The 17,879-nt window shown below is 44.0% G+C and carries 15 protein-coding genes; all 15 read right to left on the minus strand.

From position 1 onward, the window contains the following. Positions 1-285 precede the first annotated feature (285 nt). Positions 286-870 carry a dipicolinate synthase subunit B gene (locus NIE88_RS09190; RefSeq protein ID WP_253061432.1) on the minus strand — a complete coding sequence of 195 codons (585 nt, stop codon included), beginning with the start codon at positions 868-870 and terminating at the stop codon, positions 286-288. After that, a complete protein-coding gene (dpaA, locus tag NIE88_RS09195; RefSeq protein WP_253061434.1) occupies positions 867-1,763 on the minus strand; it encodes a dipicolinic acid synthetase subunit A in 897 nt (298 codons plus the stop codon). Before dpaA ends, NIE88_RS09190 begins: the two co-directional genes overlap by 4 nt. 234 nt (positions 1,764-1,997) lie before the next feature. Further along, positions 1,998-3,233 carry a M16 family metallopeptidase gene (locus NIE88_RS09200; protein WP_253061436.1) on the minus strand — a complete coding sequence of 412 codons (1,236 nt, stop codon included), beginning with the start codon at positions 3,231-3,233 and terminating at the stop codon, positions 1,998-2,000. 241 nt (positions 3,234-3,474) lie between these two features. Continuing rightward, entirely contained in the window at positions 3,475-5,616 is a 2,142-nt protein-coding gene (pnp, locus tag NIE88_RS09205) for a polyribonucleotide nucleotidyltransferase (RefSeq protein WP_253061627.1), read from the minus strand. A 116-nt stretch (positions 5,617-5,732) separates the two neighbouring features. Continuing rightward, complete coding sequence (gene rpsO, locus NIE88_RS09210) at positions 5,733-6,002, minus strand: 30S ribosomal protein S15 (protein WP_253061438.1); 270 nt, start codon at positions 6,000-6,002, stop codon at positions 5,733-5,735. Between the two features lie 156 nt (positions 6,003-6,158). Next, entirely contained in the window at positions 6,159-7,103 is a 945-nt protein-coding gene (locus NIE88_RS09215; protein ID WP_253061440.1) for a bifunctional riboflavin kinase/FAD synthetase, read from the minus strand. Between the two features lie 48 nt (positions 7,104-7,151). Further along, positions 7,152-8,072, minus strand: coding sequence for a tRNA pseudouridine(55) synthase TruB (truB, locus tag NIE88_RS09220; RefSeq protein WP_309247030.1), 921 nt, complete (start codon positions 8,070-8,072; stop codon positions 7,152-7,154). Between the two features lie 73 nt (positions 8,073-8,145). Next, complete coding sequence (rbfA, locus tag NIE88_RS09225; protein ID WP_253061444.1) at positions 8,146-8,493, minus strand: 30S ribosome-binding factor RbfA; 348 nt, start codon at positions 8,491-8,493, stop codon at positions 8,146-8,148. A 17-nt stretch (positions 8,494-8,510) separates the two neighbouring features. Continuing rightward, positions 8,511-8,792, minus strand: a complete 282-nt coding sequence (locus NIE88_RS09230) for a DUF503 domain-containing protein (protein WP_253061446.1) — start codon at positions 8,790-8,792, stop codon at positions 8,511-8,513. Then, positions 8,789-11,044, minus strand: coding sequence for a translation initiation factor IF-2 (gene infB / locus NIE88_RS09235; RefSeq protein WP_253061448.1), 2,256 nt, complete (start codon positions 11,042-11,044; stop codon positions 8,789-8,791). The genes NIE88_RS09230 and infB overlap by 4 nt, the downstream gene beginning before the upstream one ends. A gap of 4 nt (positions 11,045-11,048) precedes the next feature. Beyond that, on the minus strand, positions 11,049-11,366 hold the full coding sequence (locus tag NIE88_RS09240; protein WP_253061450.1) for a YlxQ family RNA-binding protein: 318 nt from the start codon (positions 11,364-11,366) through the stop codon (positions 11,049-11,051). Then, positions 11,356-11,640: an RNase P modulator RnpM gene (gene rnpM / locus NIE88_RS09245; RefSeq protein WP_253061452.1), complete on the minus strand. Its 285-nt coding sequence runs from the start codon at positions 11,638-11,640 to the stop codon at positions 11,356-11,358. The genes NIE88_RS09240 and rnpM overlap by 11 nt, the downstream gene beginning before the upstream one ends. A 13-nt stretch (positions 11,641-11,653) precedes the next feature. Next, positions 11,654-12,799 carry a transcription termination factor NusA gene (gene nusA, locus NIE88_RS09250; protein ID WP_253061454.1) on the minus strand — a complete coding sequence of 382 codons (1,146 nt, stop codon included), beginning with the start codon at positions 12,797-12,799 and terminating at the stop codon, positions 11,654-11,656. Between the two features lie 32 nt (positions 12,800-12,831). Next, entirely contained in the window at positions 12,832-13,302 is a 471-nt protein-coding gene (gene rimP, locus NIE88_RS09255) for a ribosome maturation factor RimP (protein ID WP_253061456.1), read from the minus strand. 121 nt (positions 13,303-13,423) lie between these two features. Further along, the gene (locus NIE88_RS09260; protein WP_373689423.1) at positions 13,424-17,734 is read right to left on the minus strand and encodes a PolC-type DNA polymerase III; all 4,311 of its coding nucleotides are present in this window, start codon (positions 17,732-17,734) and stop codon (positions 13,424-13,426) included. Between the last annotated feature and the right edge of the window lie 145 nt (positions 17,735-17,879).

Here is a 17,879-nt window from a genome sequence, read left to right on the forward strand (position 1 = left end):
ACTGTTTTTTCCTATTATTATATAATTAATAACTGCTTAAAGAAAAGGACAAATCATAAAAATGTCCTTTTTTACTGAAAAATACAGTTTCATTTTATCATAATTTATTTAAGAGAGAAGCAAAGGTTATTTATTTTTTTGTTTTTTAGCTTTAATACGTTGTCTGTCAACTTAATAAGCACCTTAAAATCCCATCTTTCAGGACTTTTCAGCCTATTGATCCAGCCACAAATTTTCTGAAGCGAAGAGAGTTGCGCGTCAAAGAAACCAAAAGATAAATTGAATTTATTTTTCGAGGAGAATCGGTTGTTTTTGTTTGCCACGCAGCGCATTTTCAACAGTATCGACTAAAAGATTCATATGAGAGACAAGCGAATTTGGCTTATGAACCGGATCATCCTGACCGAATGGAATAAAATAAATATTTTTCGAAACAATCAACTTGGCAATGTTTTGCAAGTTCAATCCTAATCCGTCATTGGTTGATACGCCGAGAACAACCGGGCTCCCGTTTCGGAGTGTCGCTTTTGCGGCCATGAGGACAGGGCTGTCCGTCTGCGCGTTGGCAAACTTGCTCATTGAATTTCCCGTCAGAGGTGCGATAACCATACAGTCAAGTGGTTTTTTCGGTCCGTACGGTTCAGCATCAACAATTGAATCGACAACCTTTTGCCCGCTGATTTCCTCCACTTTGCTGATCCAGTCGCTTGCCTTGCCGAAACGGGTATCGGTCGTTTTTACTGTGTACGTCACAAATACAGATATCCTGCACCCGGCTTCAACCAGTTTTTCAATCTGAGGAACAACTTGACTATATGTGCAATGAGAGCCTGTGATGCCAAAACCAATATGTTTTCCTTTCAGACTCATGATTCATCCTCCTCGGCGAATTTTTGAAGCAGTAATTCCGCCAAAACGTTGGCGATAATTCTGCCGGCTGTTTTCGGCGCGACCATGCCGGGCAATCCTGGTGTAATCATCGCTTTAATGCCTCTTTTTTTCGCATAGCGAAAGTCTGTTCCTCCGGGAAGCGAAGCAATGTCAATAATAAAGCTGCTCGCCGGCATTTTTGACAGCACTTTGCTCGTCAGTACCAGAGCAGGTATCGTATTAATGCATATTTCATTGTCTTCCACTTCTTTTTCCAATTCCTTTAGATAAAAGGCTTTGACACCCATTTCTACAGCACGGGCAATTTGTTCAGGATTTCGCGATCCGACTTTTACATTTGCGCCAAGCGCATGAAACACGCGGGCGATACTCATTCCTGTCCGCCCGAGCCCGAGCACAATCACATTTGCTTGATGAATGGTAATATCCGTGTTCTGAATAACCATCATTAATGTTCCTTCAACGGTTGGTATTGAGTTGTATATCGCCACATCGTCTCTGGCGAACAGTTTTACAACTTCACGTTGCGTATCTTCAGAAATTGTATTGAGATATGGTGTCGAAATACCTGAATAAACGGTGCAATGTTCAGGTGTTTCAGCAAGCCATTCTTTGGAAAGTTTCACCGTTTTATTTGAGAACGTGGTCTCTACGTTGCCTTCATGATCTGTTCCGCTTACCGGTAAAATAATGCTGTCTACTTCTTTAGCATTAATCTCATCCATATTAAGCTTGGATGCTCCGTTAAAATTTCGATCCAGCTGATCAAAACCGACAAGCGACAGATGAGCATCGAGCGAAGTCAATCTATTGATGACTTCAATCTGCCGGGCGTCCCCTCCCATGATCACGATATGTCTGTTTGTCAGCATCGACATTCCCTCCGCTCGGCTATTTCCCTCCGTTTTTCGTGCATAGCCGTTTTTTCTTCCAACACTTTATGGTATGACAAAGACACAGTAGTGTGAAATTCTTGGGCGCGCGAAAAGGGCTCGAAATCGTTTGATTTCGAGCCTGAAAAAGTCTTGTGCGATTGGCCTATTCTGTCATTGATCGAGTTGTTGTTTATTAGAGTAAATAGATAGCAAGCCGGATGGTTCAAGTCTTTAAAGTGCCATCGGCAAATCACCAGTCGGGCTGACCACGGAACAGGAATACGGTTTTTCAAACACTTCCTGCGCCACATGATGCACATCACTTAACGTAACCGCATCGATCAAAGCAATGGTTTCATCAATGGATCGATCTTTACCGAGAATAAGTTCATTTTTTGCATTTCTACCCATCCTGCCGTTTGTACTTTCCAATCCGAAAATCAGACTGCCTTTAATTTGTGCCTTGCTGCTCTCAAGTTCCTTTTCCGAAATACCATGATCCGCCAAACGATGAATGGATTCAAGGATTGTTTTTCCCAAGTCTTCAATTTGATTTGCTCCTGTTCCTCCGTATATAGTGAGCAAACCGCTGTCTTTGAACGCAGTATGGAATGAAAAAACAGAATAAGCAAGTCCGCGTTCTTCGCGCACTTCTTGAAAAAGTCTGCTGCTCATGCCGCCTCCGAGTGCGTTGTTCATCACCATCAGCGGCGCCATCGAACGGTCACGGCTGCTGTATCCTGAGAATCCGAGACAGATATGTGCCTGCTCCGTTTCCTTTCTGCGTGCAATTTTACCGGGATTGAATGACGGTGCCGGTTGACGTTCATCCGCATCAGGTATTTCATATAAGGAAAAGACGGCTTCGATTTCATCGAGAAATGCTACAGGTACATTGCCTGCCACTGAAATAACAATATTGTCAGGCGTGTAATGCATACGCATATGCGCTCTTAAATCAGCCGGGCCGAAGTCAGCTAACGTTTCTTTTGTACCGAGAATCGGATAACCGAGCGGATGATGGGCAAAACTCGTCGCGCTGAGCAAATCGTGAACCAAGTCATCCGGCGTGTCTTCATACATTTTGATTTCTTCGCCGATCACTTGTTTCTCCTTTTCCATATCATCTTTATCAAAACGAGAATGAAAGAACATGTCCGCAAGTACACGCATCGCGTAACCTGCGTCTTTGTCCATCACTTTCGCGTAGTAGCATGTGCTTTCTTTCGAAGTGAACGCATTTACCTGACCGCCGATCCTGTCAAAAGCCTCGGCAATTTCACGTGAATTTCGCGTCTGGGTCCCTTTAAACAACATATGTTCAATAAAATGCGAGATACCATTGTTCGATTCATTTTCATATCTGGATCCTGTTCCGACCCATATGCCAATGCTTACCGAACGCACGGCAGGAATACTCTCCAGCAATAAACGCACACCGTTGGGCAATTTCTTTTTAATAACCACTAACTGATCCCCCTGTAACCTTATCAATCCGCTAATCTATTATTTTATACCTACTATATCACGATGAAAATAAGCAGACAAATAGATTCGACCTTTTCCAACATTAGGTGTTTATTTCCAAACACATCCGTTTATAAACAAAATTATATGGTTGAAAATCTGAAAAATACATCAAAGAGGGGATCTGCCGATTTCCGGCAATAAAAAAGGCAGGAAATCCTGCTATGCCTCAAAATATAAATTACGAATGTGCACTGTTTTTTAGCGGCTCTGCATTGTCTTCATGTTGTTCAAGCAATGCTTTGCGTGAGAGCTTGACACGACCTTGCCTGTCGACATCAATGACCTTCACACGAACTTCATCTCCGATTTTAACAACATCCTCAACGCAACACACGTGATTTGTATCGAGTTCGGATATATGGATGAGCCCGTCCGTATGACCAAATAACGAAACAAAAGCACCGAATTTTTCAATTCTTTTCACCTTGCCAACAAAGATATCACCCACATGCGCGATACGCACCAGGTCTTCAATGATCTCTTTTGCCTTTTCTCCATTTTTCTCGCTTATTGAAAAAATCATAATTGATCCGTTTTGTTCAATATCAATTTTAACGCCGGTCTGATCAATAATCTTATGAATCATTTTTCCGCTTGGCCCAATGACATCTCTTATTTTGTCAGGGTTAATCGTCATCTTGATCAATTTTGGAGCAAAAGCAGCCAAGTGCTTGCGCGGAGCAGCTATGGTCTCCAAAATGGTCTCCATGATTTTCATACGTCCCTCTCTTGCTTGATTTAATGCTTTACTCAAAATATCACGTGTGACACCGGAAATTTTAATGTCCATTTGCAAAGCAGTGACACCTTTTGCTGTTCCCGCACATTTAAAATCCATATCGCCAAGTGAGTCTTCCATACCTTGTATGTCTGTCAAAATGACTACATCATCATCATGCTTTACGAGTCCCATGGCGATCCCTGCAACCGGTGCTTTGATTGGAACGCCGGCATCCATTAGCGCCAAAGTACTTCCACAAATACTTGCCTGTGAGGACGATCCGTTTGACTCAAGCACTTCAGAGACGCAGCGGATCATATAAGGAAAGTCCTGCTCGTCGGGAATGACTGGAGCAAGTGCCCGTTCACCAAGTGCTCCGTGACCAATCTCTCTTCGCCCAGGGGAACGCGATGCTTTGGCTTCGCCAGTACTGAAACCTGGAAAATTATAGTGATGCAGGAAGCGTTTCGTCTCGTCCGCTTCAAAATAATCCAAAGATTGTGCTTCGCCAAGCGGAGCAAGTGTGCATACACTTAAAGCCTGCGTCTGTCCACGCGTAAATAATCCGGATCCATGTGCACGTGGAAGCAGTCCGACACGTGCCGACAGCGGCCTGATCTCGTTGATCGCGCGCCCATCCGGCCGAAGATGCTCCACAACAATCATTCGTCGAACTGCTTCTTTGAGAACCGTATGTAAAACGTCGTCAACAAGTTCTAAATCAACCGGAGTTTCGGTATCCTTATTTTCTGCTTCGAAAATAGAAAACACGGATGAATTGACGGCTTGAATAGCAGCATCTCGCGCTTGTTTTTCTTCTGTGCGCATCGCCTGATTTAGTCGATCACCCACCATGAATCGAATCCGCTGCTCCAAATCATTCTCTGCTTTAAACAGCTGTACATCCATCTTTTCTTTCCCGATTTCAGCAACAATTTGTTCTTCAAATGCAATGATTTGTTTTATTTGTTCATGCGCAAACAAAATAGCGTCGAGCATCGTTTCCTCAGGGATCTGATCTGCTCCTGCTTCCACCATATTAATGGCATCTTTCGTTCCAGCTACAGTCAAATGCAGATCGCTTGTCTTTTCTTGTTCAACTGTTGGATTAACCACAAACTCACCGTTCACTCTGCCAATAATGACACCGGCAATGGGCCCGTTGAAAGGTACGTTTGAGAGTGAAAGTGCCAGAGACGAACCAAGCATTGCAGCCATCTGCGCATTGCAGTTCAAATCTAAACTAAGCACCATGTTTCCAATCAATACTTCATTCCTGAACCCATCAGGAAACAACGGACGGATCGGACGGTCAATCATCCGTGCAGAAAGTGTTGCTTTGTCACTTGGGCGGCCTTCTCTTTTTATAAATCCACCTGGTATCTTTCCCACAGCGTATGCGCGTTCATCATAATTGACCGTTAGCGGAAAAAACGATCCCTCTTTCGGTTCTTTCGATGCTGTAACCGTGGATAGAATGACTGTATCACCGTAATAAACTAGAGCCGCACCATTTGCCTGCTTTGCAACTTCGCCAATCTCAACGCGAAGCGGTCGACCGGCCCAGTCAAACGTATATACTTTTTTATCTGCCTGCATCATCTTAACACCTCTTTTCCCATCTCTATAATGTAAATTCAGAGTCGTTCAATCTTATCATTCATACAATTTCTCTTATATAAAAAAGCGGGAATGCTCCCGCTTTTTTGACTTTCTTATCGGCGCAGGCCCAATTTGGTAATGAGCTCGCGATATCTCTTGACGTCATTTTCACGAAGGTATGTGAGAAGGTTGCGGCGTTTGCCGACCATTTTCAGAAGTCCGCGGCGTGAATGGTGATCTTTCTTATGCTGCTTCAAGTGATCGTTTAACGCATTGATTTGCTTCGTCAGTACAGCGATCTGCACTTCCGGTGAACCCGTATCGTTTTCATGAGTTGCGAACTCATGAATCAGGTCCGTCTTTTCTTCCTTTGATAATGCCACTTGTGTTCACCTCCTAAACTCAAAATCCCCGCAAGCTTCGCTGTCGCCGGTGGAGCAAGCAGCCAAGCATGGGTTCTTGTACGATTAAATCGTACTAAGTAATAATACATGTTTACAGAATACATTTCAAGCTTAACTTAAAATAAATAAAAGATATCATTCCGAAAGAAAATAGTTTCGCGTATCTTCTTTATCTTTTTCCATTTGCTTGATCAGAGCTTTCGCACTGTCAAATTTTAATTCAGATCTTAATCGTTTGCACCAGCTGATCCCGACCCTTTTATCGTAAAGGTCGCCTTTAAAATCGAGCACATAGACTTCGACAGTCTTGACTGCTTCTTCTTTTTTATAGAAAGTAGGCCTGATTCCGACGCTGCAAACGCCATCCAAAGGATCACCATCTACGATCAGTCGTACTGCATAAATTCCATTTGGCGGCAGAAGAAAAGCTTCATCCTCATCAACGTTCGCAGTCGGAAATCCTAAAGTGCGGCCTCGCTGATCGCCATGAACCACCATACCGGTCGTTCGATACGGACGGCCAAGCAATTTTGCAGCTTCTTCCAGATTTCCCTGCTCAATTAAAGAACGAATGTATGAGGTACTGATTTTAGCGCCAAACAGTTCAACTTTAGGAACCACGGAATAGCTGAACATGCTTCTCGAAAATTCACCGATATTATTCATGTTTCCCACAGCTTTTCGTCCGAACGTAAAATCATATCCCGCAACAACATGCTTGGCATGTAATCGAATCAGATACTCATCAACGAAATTCTGGGGTGACAATTGACTAAGAATGCGATCAAATTTAACGAAATAAAGAGTGTGTACACCTAATTTCTCGATAATTTCAGCTTTCAACCCATTTGGGGTCAATTCAGTTTCCCGTTTTGAGTCGGGACTCAGGACAACGGACGGATGCGGATAGAACGTCATAACCGCTGCTTTGATCCCTTTTTCCTCAGCAATCTTGACAGCCGTTCTGATAACCTTTTGATGGCCGAGATGCACGCCGTCAAAATACCCTAACGCGATTACTTGCTCTTGATTGTCCATTTTTTCAATAAACGGCCGACCGTCTAAAAAAACGCGCTCCATAGTAAGCACACCTTCAATTCTTGTAAACTCATACTTTGATCGGTAAATTTACACCATCGCATCATTTGCAAGTACTTTATCGGGTTTAATCATCCCCGGTTTTTTCGGATGCAAGCGATAGATTGCCAGACATTCATTCTGTTCATTGAAAACAGCATGTGGACCTACTCCAAAATCAGCAGGGGCCTCTAGGACAGCACCATGAGCAATCTTTGCAGAGAGCTCTTTGCCGACAACCCATCGATCCATTAAGCTCAGGCCATGCTCCAACGGTCTCAACGCTTGAGTAAATTGATTTGATTCAATCAACTGTTCAATTTCTTCGAAATTGAAACAATCGGAAACTGAAAAGGGCCCTGCCTGTATACGCGTCATCTGATGCAGATGCGCAGGATAGCCCAGTTTCTCACCAACAGCAACAGCCAAGGTTCTAATATAGGTTCCTTTGCTGCTCATCACGATAAATGGAAGATCCGTTGAAAACGAAGCTTCCTCGCTGTCAAGTTCAAACTGATAAATGGTCGCTTTACGGACAGGTGGAGTTACGTCAATACCCGCACGTGCATATTCATACAATTTTTTGCCGTTTACCTTTACCGCACTGTACATTGGTGCAGATTGCTCAATCTCGCCAACAAAAGCGTGCATCACCTGTTCGATCTCAGTCCGATCAAAGCGTTTTTCTACCGCTCTGCGTGCAATAACATCGCCGCTTGCATCTTCCGTTGTGGTCGAAGAACCTAGTCGGATAACCCCGCGATACACTTTACTGAAATCTAATAAATATTGGGCGATTTTTGTTGCCTTGCCAAGACATAGAACCAAAACACCGTCCACCGCAGGATCAAGGGTCCCTGTATGACCTATTTTTCGAAATCCCAACATTTTCCTCAACCGAAAGACACAATCGTGAGAAGTCATGCCCCGTGGTTTAAAGAGAGGTAATAAACCATTATACTCGGGCATCATTCATCCTCCCAAATCACGTGCCCTTCAAACACATAGATCATTGTGATTGAAAGGCACGTTATAGAAACATCTGTTACTCTCTTTGATGCAATTTATTAATCAGTTGATCAATGTGACTGCCATATTCTACAGACTCATCAACTTTAAAAGAAATTTCAGGCGTCTTTCGCAGACGAATTCGCTTCCCGATTTCTGTGCGGACAAAGCCCTTTGCTTTGTTCAACCCATCAAGAGATGCTCTCTTTTTCTCATCATCACCGAATACGCTGATATAAACCGTCGCTTCTTGAAGGTCGCCTGTGACATCAACTCCAGTCACTGTCACGAAACCAACACGCGGATCTTTAATCCTGTTACCAATGATATCGGTCATTTCTTTTTTCATCTGTTCAGCGACGCGATGAACCCTTAAATTGGCCATGGAGTCAGCCTCCTTTTTTAGAACCATTCGTAAAATGTATTCGTACGCTCTATTTCCGTTTTGAAATCAATTAATGAAAGCGCACGCGCCAGTTCTCGCTCAACAGCTGTTTTAGCGGTTCCTACACAAGCAAAAGCAAGTTCTGTGCGCTGCCATGCATCCTGAAAATTCACTTCACTGGCTGAAAGATTATGTCCGTTCGTCGCTTTTCTTAAAATACTTTGAATGACCGAACGTTTTTCTTTCAATGAGTGCGCACTGAAAAGCATGCATTCACAGCGGACAACGCCGACAATCACTTAGGCTTGACCTCTTCCATTACATAGGCCTCCATCGTATCGCCTTCCTTGATGTCATTGAAGTTTTCCAGTGTTACACCGCATTCAAAGCCGGCTTTAACTTCTTTGGCGTCATCTTTAAATCGTTTCAGTGTATCAACATGGCCTTCATAAATAACAACACCGTTGCGCACGAGGCGAATTCCTGCATCACGGGAAATCAAACCGTCGGTAACGTAGCAGCCGGCAATCGTACCGATTTTGGAAACTTTGAATGTGGTGCGGACTTCCAGCTGTCCCACAACTTTTTCCTTAAATTCAGGATCAAGCATTCCCTTCATAGCAGCTTCCATTTCATCAATCGCATCATAAATAACACGATACAAGCGAATGTCCACTTTCTCTTCTTCGGCAACTTTTTGCGCGTGATTATCAGGACGCACATTGAATCCAATGATAATTGCATTAGAAGCTGAAGCAAGGATAATATCTGATTCACTGATTCCGCCAGCACCGGCATGAATAATATTCACTTTTACGCCGTCAACATCAATTTTCTTTAACGAGCCGGACAAGGCTTCCACGGATCCTTGTACATCTGCTTTGATAACGAGATTGATTTCCTTCATTTCGCCTTCCTTGATCTTTTCAAACAGATCGTCGAGGCTTACTTTGTTCGTCGTCTCTTTACGTTCTGTGATCAGCGCACGCTCTGCACGAATTTCTCCGATCTGACGTGCCTTCTTCTCATCATCGAAGACAACAAATTGATCACCGGCTTGCGGAACATTGTTTAATCCTGTAATTTCAACAGGAGTTGACGGTGTTGCTTTTTTCACGCGCCTGCCGACGTCATTGACCATCGCACGCACACGGCCATATGTGTTTCCGACAACAATTGGATCGCCGATGCGAAGCGAACCATTCTGAACAAGCAAGGTCGCAACCGGACCCTTTCCCTTATCCAATTCAGCTTCAATGACAGCTCCTCGTGCAGATTTTTCAGGATTCGCCTTAAACTCTTCAACCTCTGCAACGAGCAGAATCATCTCGAGCAGATCGTCGATACCCGTACCTTTTTTAGCAGAAATCTTAACAAAAATGGTATCGCCACCCCAATCCTCAGGAATAAGTCCTTGATCCGAGAGTTCCTGCATGACGTGATCGGGATTGGCATTGGGCTTATCAATCTTATTAACCGCGACAATAATCGGCACTTTTGCTGCGCGTGCGTGATGAATCGCCTCTATAGTCTGCGGCATCACACCGTCATCCGCAGCAACAACCAATACCGTGATATCAGTGATTTCTGCTCCTCGTGCACGCATCGTTGTAAATGCGGCATGACCGGGTGTGTCAAGAAAAGTAATTTTCTTGCCGTTATGCATGACCTGATAGGCACCGATATGCTGCGTAATTCCGCCTGCTTCACCCGCAGTTACTTTCGTGTGGCGGATCGAATCAAGCAGGGTTGTTTTGCCGTGATCGACGTGACCCATAATCGTTACAACAGGCGGACGGATAATCGCTGTTTTTTCATCAATTTCAAGGCCGTCCTCTTCAAAGCTTGCCTCATCAACAACGATTTCTTCTTCAACAGCAACGCCGTAATCACTGGCAAGCAGCTCGATTGTATCCTTGTCCAAGTCCTGATTTTTCGTAGCCATGACACCCAGCGCCATCAATTTTTTTATAATATCCGTTGAAGGACGCCCCAGTTTCTCAGCGAATTGGCCGACTGTCAGAGTGCCGGACAGCATAATCTTTTCCGGCAGTTTGATTTCAAGCCGCTGGCGATTTGCCTGCTGAGAACCGCCCTTGCGCCTATTGTTGCGAAATCTGTTTCCGTTTCGGCGTCCGCCTCCATAGTTGTTATTGTTGCTGCCTCCACCAAAACGGTTGCGTTCATTATTATTACGGTTGCCGCCGGCAGACTTCTGACTGCCACTGGCTCCGTTCGTTCGGCCGTTCACCGGTCTTGAACCTCTATCCCTGTTTCTATACGTCGATTCTGTCTTGTTTGGTTTTCGTTCTTTAGTTTTTGTCTGATTCACTGGACCCTCTGCTTTGTTTTTATTTGGTTTCGCTGTCACCTTTTGAGCAGGTGATGCTGCGCCTCCGTTCATTTTCCGATTCAGTTGATTCATTGCATTATCTGCAATAATGGACATATGGCTTTTAACATCAAAGCCCAATTCCTCTAACTTTGATATAATAACCTTACTTGATACATGATGTTCTTTAGCATATTCATATACACGCATTTTACTCATATATTCACCCCCGTGTTGATGGTCCGATCCTTTCGATCAGCTGGCCTGCGAAACCACTGTCCGTGACTGCAATAATCACCCGCGAAGGCTGACCGATCGCTTGGCCAAGCACCACTCTATCCGGCACGGTCAAAAGCGGAACGTGATAGTAGTTGCACTTATTCCTAATGGTCTTTTTTGTTCGCTCAGAAGCATCGGCAGATAGAAGAACTGCCTCAGCCTTGTTCTGACGAATCAAACGCAGTACGGTCTCCTCGCCTGAACTTACTTTTCCTGCCCGCTGTGCGAGTCCCAGATACTGCGGCCACCCATTACTGGACATCGGCCGTATGTGTCTTCAAATAATCAAACATCTCATCAAAAACATGTTCAGGCACCGAAACACCCAGTTGTCTGGAGAGCAGGTTTTTATTTTTGGCTTTCTGAACACACTCAGCTTTCTTAGAGAGATAGGCACCGCGTCCATTCTTCTTTCCGGTCAAATCGAGGAAAACTTCTCCTTCAGGAGAACGAACGATACGGAAAAGTCCCTTTTTTTCAATTGATTCCTGACAGGCAATGCATTTGCGCAACGGAATTTTTCGCTGTTTCGGCATTAAAATAGCCTCCTTAGCCTTGCTCGTTTTCAGATGAATTCTCAGAATCTGCCGGCGTATCAATCAAATCCTCAGCCTGAACTTCGTCAACTTCTGAAAAAGATTCATCATCAAAAAGGCCGATTTCTTCAGCTTCGGACTCACTTTTTATGTCAATTTTCCATCCAGTCAATTTCGCAGCTAAACGAGCATTTTGTCCACGTTTGCCAATGGCAAGTGAGAGCTGATAGTCAGGAACGACAACAGTTGTCGCTTTTTCCTTTTCATTGACAATCACTTTAACCACTTTTGAAGGACTCAATGCATTTGCGACATACGTTACCGGATCTTCCGACCAGCGTACAATATCAATTTTCTCGCCCTTCAGTTCGTTAACGATCGTTTGAACACGAGCACCTTTCTGACCGACGCAGGCACCTACAGCATCAACTGCCGGATCGGCCGCATGGACAGCAATTTTCGAACGATCCCCTGCTTCTCGAGATATTGACTTGATTTCTACGGTCCCATCATAGATTTCCGGAACTTCAAGTTCAAACAGACGTTTTAACAGACCGGGATGGGTTCTTGATACAGTAATCATCGGTCCTTTTTTAGCATCTTCTACCTTGGTCAAATAAACCTTGATGCGATCGTGCGGACGATAGGTTTCATTCGGCATTTGTTCGGTTTGCGGAAGCAGCGCTTCAACACGACCCAAATCCACATAAATAAATCGATGATCGATTCTTTGAACGATTCCGGTCATGATATCATCTTCGCGATCAATAAACTCTGAAAAGATCACACCGCGTTCAGCTTCGCGTACACGCTGGGTAACGACCTGTTTTGCTGTTTGTGCGGCAATCCGGCCAAAGTTGCGCGGGGTCACTTCGATTTCAACAGTGTCACCGATCTGATAATGAGGATTTAATCCCTTTGCCTGCTCCAGTGAAATTTGCAAATTATTATTTTCGACTGCTTCAACGATTTCTTTTCGGGCATATACCTTGATTTGTCCTAGACCTTCATTAATATCTACCCGCACATTCTGCGCCTGATCAAAATTTCGTTTGTACGCGGAAATCAGTGCAGCTTCCAAAGCATCCAGCAAGACTTCCTTGCTGATCCCTTTATCTTTTTCCAGTGCGGTGAGCGCTTCTAATAAATCACTGCTCATTTTGTTCTCCCCTTTTTCTCGGCAGTTCTATACTAAAAAATGATCGCAAGTCTGCTGCTCGCAATCTTGTCAAAGGGGAGAGTTACATGATTCACTCTCGTTTTGTTCTTGATTGCGAGTACCACAAAATCCTTGTTTACTTCAGTCAGGTTGCCTTCAAATACTTTGGCACCATCAATAGGTTCATAGGTGGTCAGACGGACATCTTTTCCCACAGCTTTCTCGAAGTCTCCGAACTTCTTCAACGGGCGCTCTGCACCTGGTGAAGACACTTCAAGAAAGTAAGCTTCTTTTATCGGATCTTTCTCATCGAGAACTTCACTCAGTTTTTCGCTGACAACCGCGCACGTATCCAGATCGACGCCTTGAGGAGTATCAATAAAAACGCGTAAGAAAAGGTTTTTTCCCTCTTTGACGTACTCAATATCAACGAGTTCCAGATTCATTTCGCGCAAAATCGGGGAAATCAAGTCATCTGTCATCTTCGCGATAACGCTAGCCATTTTCAGCCTCCTTTTGAAAATGAAAGAGTGGGAATTTCCCACTCTTTGCAGACGAACTATTTCCAGTATTTCCATAAACACTATATCATACCCATCTGCTCAAGGCAAGAAAACCATGGTGTCAGAAGAGCGACAGCTGGTTCGCATCAGGCATGCCGTCCAGGCAGCCTTGATCGTCAAGAAATTCAAGAACCGTCTTCGATATTTTTGCCCTTCGCTGCAGATCCTCTTTCGACAAAAATTCGCCATCTTCCCTTGCTTTGGCGATTGCTTTTGCAGCGTTTGTGCCGACACCAGGAATCGCATTAAAAGGTGGAATGAGCGTATCACCTTCAACAAGAAAACGCATCGCGTCTGATCGGTAAAGATCAACTGATTGGAAACTGAGACCGCGTTCGCACATTTCCAGTGCAACTTCCAAGACAGTTAACAAGCTCTTCTCTTTAGGAAGTGCGTCATTACCCTTCTTCTCAATTTCATCCATCTTGAGCTGAATTGCATCAGATCCGCGTTTCATGACATTGACATCAAAATCATCAGCCCGAACCGTAAAATAGGTTGCATAAAATAAGACAGGATAATGTACCTTAAAATAGGAAATACGAATCGCCATCAAAACATAGGCGGTTGCGTGCGCTTTTGGAAACATGTATTTTATTTTAAGGCATGAATCCATATACCAGCTTGGTACATTATTTTCCTTCATTTCAGAAATCCATTCGTCATTAAGTCCTTTACCTTTTCGCACAGACTCCATGATTTTAAATGCATGAGACGGTTCAAGTCCCTGGTGCATTAAATCAATCATAATGTCGTCACGACAGGAAATAACATCGCGAAGGACGCAGGTTCCGTCTTCAATCAGTACCTGAGCATTACCCAACCAAACATCGGTTCCGTGTGACAGTCCTGAAATCTGCACCAGTTCGGCGAAGGTTGTCGGCTTCGTGTCCTCAAGCATCTGACGCACAAACCGCGTGCCGAATTCCGGAATGCCCAAGGTTCCTGTTTTGCAGCGAATTTGTTCACCGGTAACACCAAGCGACTCAGTCGAATTGAAAATCTTCATGACTTCTTTGTCATCAGTCGGTATTGTTTTTGGGTCAATGCCGCTTAAATCCTGAAGCATCCGGATCACGGTCGGATCATCGTGTCCGAGAATATCAAGTTTCAGTATATTATCATGAATCGAATGAAAATCAAAGTGAGTTGTTTTCCATTCCGCTGTCTTATCATCGGCCGGAAATTGAACCGGTGTAAAGTCGAAAATTTCCATGTCACGCGGAACAACAACGATTCCGCCGGGATGCTGACCGGTTGTGCGCTTTGCTCCCGTACAGCCTGCCGCAAGTCTGTCGCGTTCTGCACTTCTGAAACTTGCACCTGTATCTTCTTCATAACCTTTAACATAACCGTAAGCTGTTTTATCCGCAATGGTACCGATTGTACCGGCGCGGAATACCTTATCCTCACCAAAAAGCACTTTTGTATAATTATGGGCGACCGGCTGATAATCCCCCGAAAAGTTCAAATCAATATCAGGCACTTTATCCCCTTTAAAGCCAAGGAATGTTTCAAAAGGTATGTCATGCCCTTCTTTTTTCATTGCCGTTCCGCATTCAGGACATGCCTTATCCGGTAAATCAAAACCGCAGGCCACAGATCCATCGGTGAAAAATTCAACATGATGGCATGAAGGACATAGATAATGCGGCGGCAGCGGGTTGACTTCGGTAATTTCAAGCATCGTCGCAACTAAGGAAGAACCGACCGATCCACGCGATCCGACCAGATAACCGTCGGAAAGCGACTTTTTCACAAGTTTGTGGGCAATGAGATAAATAACAGAAAATCCGTGACCAATAATACTTTTCAACTCTTTATCGAGCCGCTTTTCCACAAGTTCTGGGAGTTGTTCTCCATAAAGGGCGTGTGCACGGCCATATGTTTTTTCCTTTACTTCATCCTCAGCCCCGTCAATTGTCGGTGTGTAAAGCTTATCTTTTACCGGCAGCACATTTTCAATCTGATCTGCGATTGCATTCGGGTTGTCCACAACGACCTGTTCGGCCTTTTCTTCTCCCAAAAAGCTCATGCACTCAAGCATTTCATCGGTTGTCCGAAAATGAACATCCGGCTGGGTCTGTCGATTAAGTGGATTAGCAGCTTGAGAAGTGATCAGGATCTTTCGGTAAATTTTGTCATGTTCATCAAGATAGTGTACATCTCCGGTTGCGACAACCGGTTTATTCATTTTTTCGCCAAGTTTTACCAACTTGATCATAACGTCTTTAAGTGCAAGTTCATCGCGAACAATGCCTTTTTCAACGAGATGCTGATAGTTGGACGGAGGTTGAATTTCAATATAATCATAGAATTCGGCAACCTTCTCGGCAAGTTCAGCAGATTTTTGCATCATTGTCTCGAACAATTCACCTTTGTCACATCCTGATCCCACAAGCAGCCCTTCACGGTATTTGCTTAACACGGATCGTGGGATTCTTGGTACACGGAAAAAGTATTGAACATGTGCGATTGAAATTAATTTATACAGATTTTTTAGACCCGTCTGATTCTTGACGAGTAGAATGATATGAGAGGGACGGATACGATCCATGTTCCCCTTGCCAAGGTTATCGTTGAGCTGATCATGATAAATCATTCCCTTTTCGGCGGCGTCCTTCAGCATCTTCCAGGCAAGATAGCCGGTTGCCTCAGTATCATAAATCGCACGGTGGTGATGAGTCAATTCAATATTAAAGGCTTTGCATAACGTATCCAGTTTATGGTTTTTAAACTCCGGGTAAAGAAAACGGCCCAGTTCAAGAGTGTCAATGACCGGATTTGCAGCCTTGTCATGTCCTAATTTCTGATAAGCAGTATTCAAAAAGCCCATGTCAAAAGTTGCGTTATGTGCAACAAGAATCGCATCGCCAGCAAAAGTTTTGAATTCTTCAACCACTTGATCTGCATCTGGAGCGTCCGCCAGCATCTCATCAGTGATGCTGGTCAGCTCGATGATTTTCTGCGGCAACGGATGATGCGGATTGGCGAATTGATCAAATTTCTCTAATACTTCGCCATTTTTTATCTTAACTGCCGCAAGTTCAATAATCGTGTCGTAAACCGCAGATAAACCTGTCGTCTCCACGTCGAATACGACGTATGTATCATCTGAGAGCAGGCGATGTGCCATATTATAGGCAATCGGCACGCCATCATCGATCAAATTTGCTTCAATCCCGTATAATATCTTTATTCCGTTCTTTTGACCGGCAGAATAGGCTTCGGGATAAGATTGTGCAACGCCATGGTCGGTGATCGCGATGGCTCGATGTCCCCACTGTTTTGCACGTTTGATTAACGCTGAAGCCGAGACAACAGCATCCATTTGGCTCATCACCGTATGCGCATGAAGTTCCACACGTTTCTGTCCTTCAGGCGCTGTATCTTCTTTTTTAACAGGCTCGATCTCTTCAATATCATTGGCAATCATGACCAAATCTCTGACGAAGCTGTCATTTTGCACACCTCCGCGCACTTTAACCCATAGGCCCTTTTTGAGGTTGCCAAACTTTGCCGCATCCTCCTTGTCTCGTGAAAAAACCTTGACCATAAGTGAATCGGTATAATCGGTCACTTTAAAAAGTAATAGGGTGCGGCCGCTGCGCAGTTCTCTTGTTTCCGAATCAAAAACATATCCTTGAATTGTGATTCGCCGTTCTTCGTCCTGAATTGTTTCAATGGACACAGGCTCATCGTGAATATCATAGCCGATTTTAAATGGCCCAGAATCAACGCTGACGGATACATCTTCTGCATCCTTCTTCTTCTGATGTTCAATCATCGCTTGAACCACTTTTTGCTGATCTTCTGCCTCTCGCTGTTTGACGAATAAATCATAACCTTTTGACCGGTCCTCAGAATTAATCTTTATATCCAACAGGATCGGAGGGAATCCAAAAACGCGAAGTTTTTCATTTAAAGCTTTAGGTATTTTACGTTTTAGCAGACCTGCTTCCGTTTCACTGTTTACAGTAAAGATCAGCTGCCGATCTTGAAGCACCGGCCGCTGCCTGCCTAAACACATTTTTAACGCAGGAAACTCCTGACTTAGCTCCTGACTAATCAGAGTCCAATAATCGGCAAAGTTTTGATTGGCACCCTCAAATTTGCGCGCTTGAATGGTGAACGTGACTTGAGATACAACCGTTTGAAAATGCTTTTGAAGATGGGCTGCCAGCCATTCATATACTTGAAATGGCAGAATATCATCAAGCATTAAGTCAAAATGCCATCGTTTCTCTGAGCGAAAAACAGATAATTTCTCGATTTCACCATGCTTAAAGTAGGAATTCGTCCATTCCTGCGGTGCTTCAATATGATCGAGAAGCATCGCAAAGCGCTCCATCTTGGATGTTGCATCATGCATTAATCCCCATCTCCTTTCTCTATAATTCTACTAAAACGTGCAAGAGATTGCCATTAACTATCCATTTTATATTGCCAACTGCGAAGCAATTGACAATCATGTTTCATAGATTCCAGAAATAAAAAAGGAGCACAGAAGGCTCCTT

Source organism: Sporolactobacillus shoreicorticis, assembly GCF_024125445.1.
GTDB classification, from domain to species: Bacteria; Bacillota; Bacilli; order Bacillales; family Sporolactobacillaceae; genus Sporolactobacillus; species Sporolactobacillus shoreicorticis.

What these genes read in the sequence shown, in the direction of transcription:
- NIE88_RS09215 (WP_253061440.1), bottom strand. Translation starts at nt 7,103, where the DNA reads ATGGAGCGCGTTTTTTTAGACGGTCGGCCGTTTATTGAAAAAATGGAC.
- NIE88_RS09240 (WP_253061450.1), bottom strand. Translation starts at nt 11,366, where the DNA reads ATGTCCAGTAATGGGTGGCCGCAGTATCTGGGACTCGCACAGCGGGCA.
- infB (WP_253061448.1), bottom strand. Translation starts at nt 11,044, where the DNA reads ATGAGTAAAATGCGTGTATATGAATATGCTAAAGAACATCATGTATCA.
- NIE88_RS09190 (WP_253061432.1), bottom strand. Translation starts at nt 870, where the DNA reads ATGAGTCTGAAAGGAAAACATATTGGTTTTGGCATCACAGGCTCTCAT.
- pnp (WP_253061627.1), bottom strand. Translation starts at nt 5,616, where the DNA reads ATGCAGGCAGATAAAAAAGTATATACGTTTGACTGGGCCGGTCGACCG.
- nusA (WP_253061454.1), bottom strand. Translation starts at nt 12,799, where the DNA reads ATGAGCAGTGATTTATTAGAAGCGCTCACCGCACTGGAAAAAGATAAA.
- dpaA (WP_253061434.1), bottom strand. Translation starts at nt 1,763, where the DNA reads ATGCTGACAAACAGACATATCGTGATCATGGGAGGGGACGCCCGGCAG.
- rnpM (WP_253061452.1), bottom strand. Translation starts at nt 11,640, where the DNA reads ATGCCGAAACAGCGAAAAATTCCGTTGCGCAAATGCATTGCCTGTCAG.
- rimP (WP_253061456.1), bottom strand. Translation starts at nt 13,302, where the DNA reads ATGGCTAGCGTTATCGCGAAGATGACAGATGACTTGATTTCCCCGATT.
- NIE88_RS09260 (WP_373689423.1), bottom strand. Translation starts at nt 17,734, where the DNA reads ATGCATGATGCAACATCCAAGATGGAGCGCTTTGCGATGCTTCTCGAT.
- truB (WP_309247030.1), bottom strand. Translation starts at nt 8,072, where the DNA reads ATGATGCCCGAGTATAATGGTTTATTACCTCTCTTTAAACCACGGGGC.
- rbfA (WP_253061444.1), bottom strand. Translation starts at nt 8,493, where the DNA reads ATGGCCAATTTAAGGGTTCATCGCGTCGCTGAACAGATGAAAAAAGAA.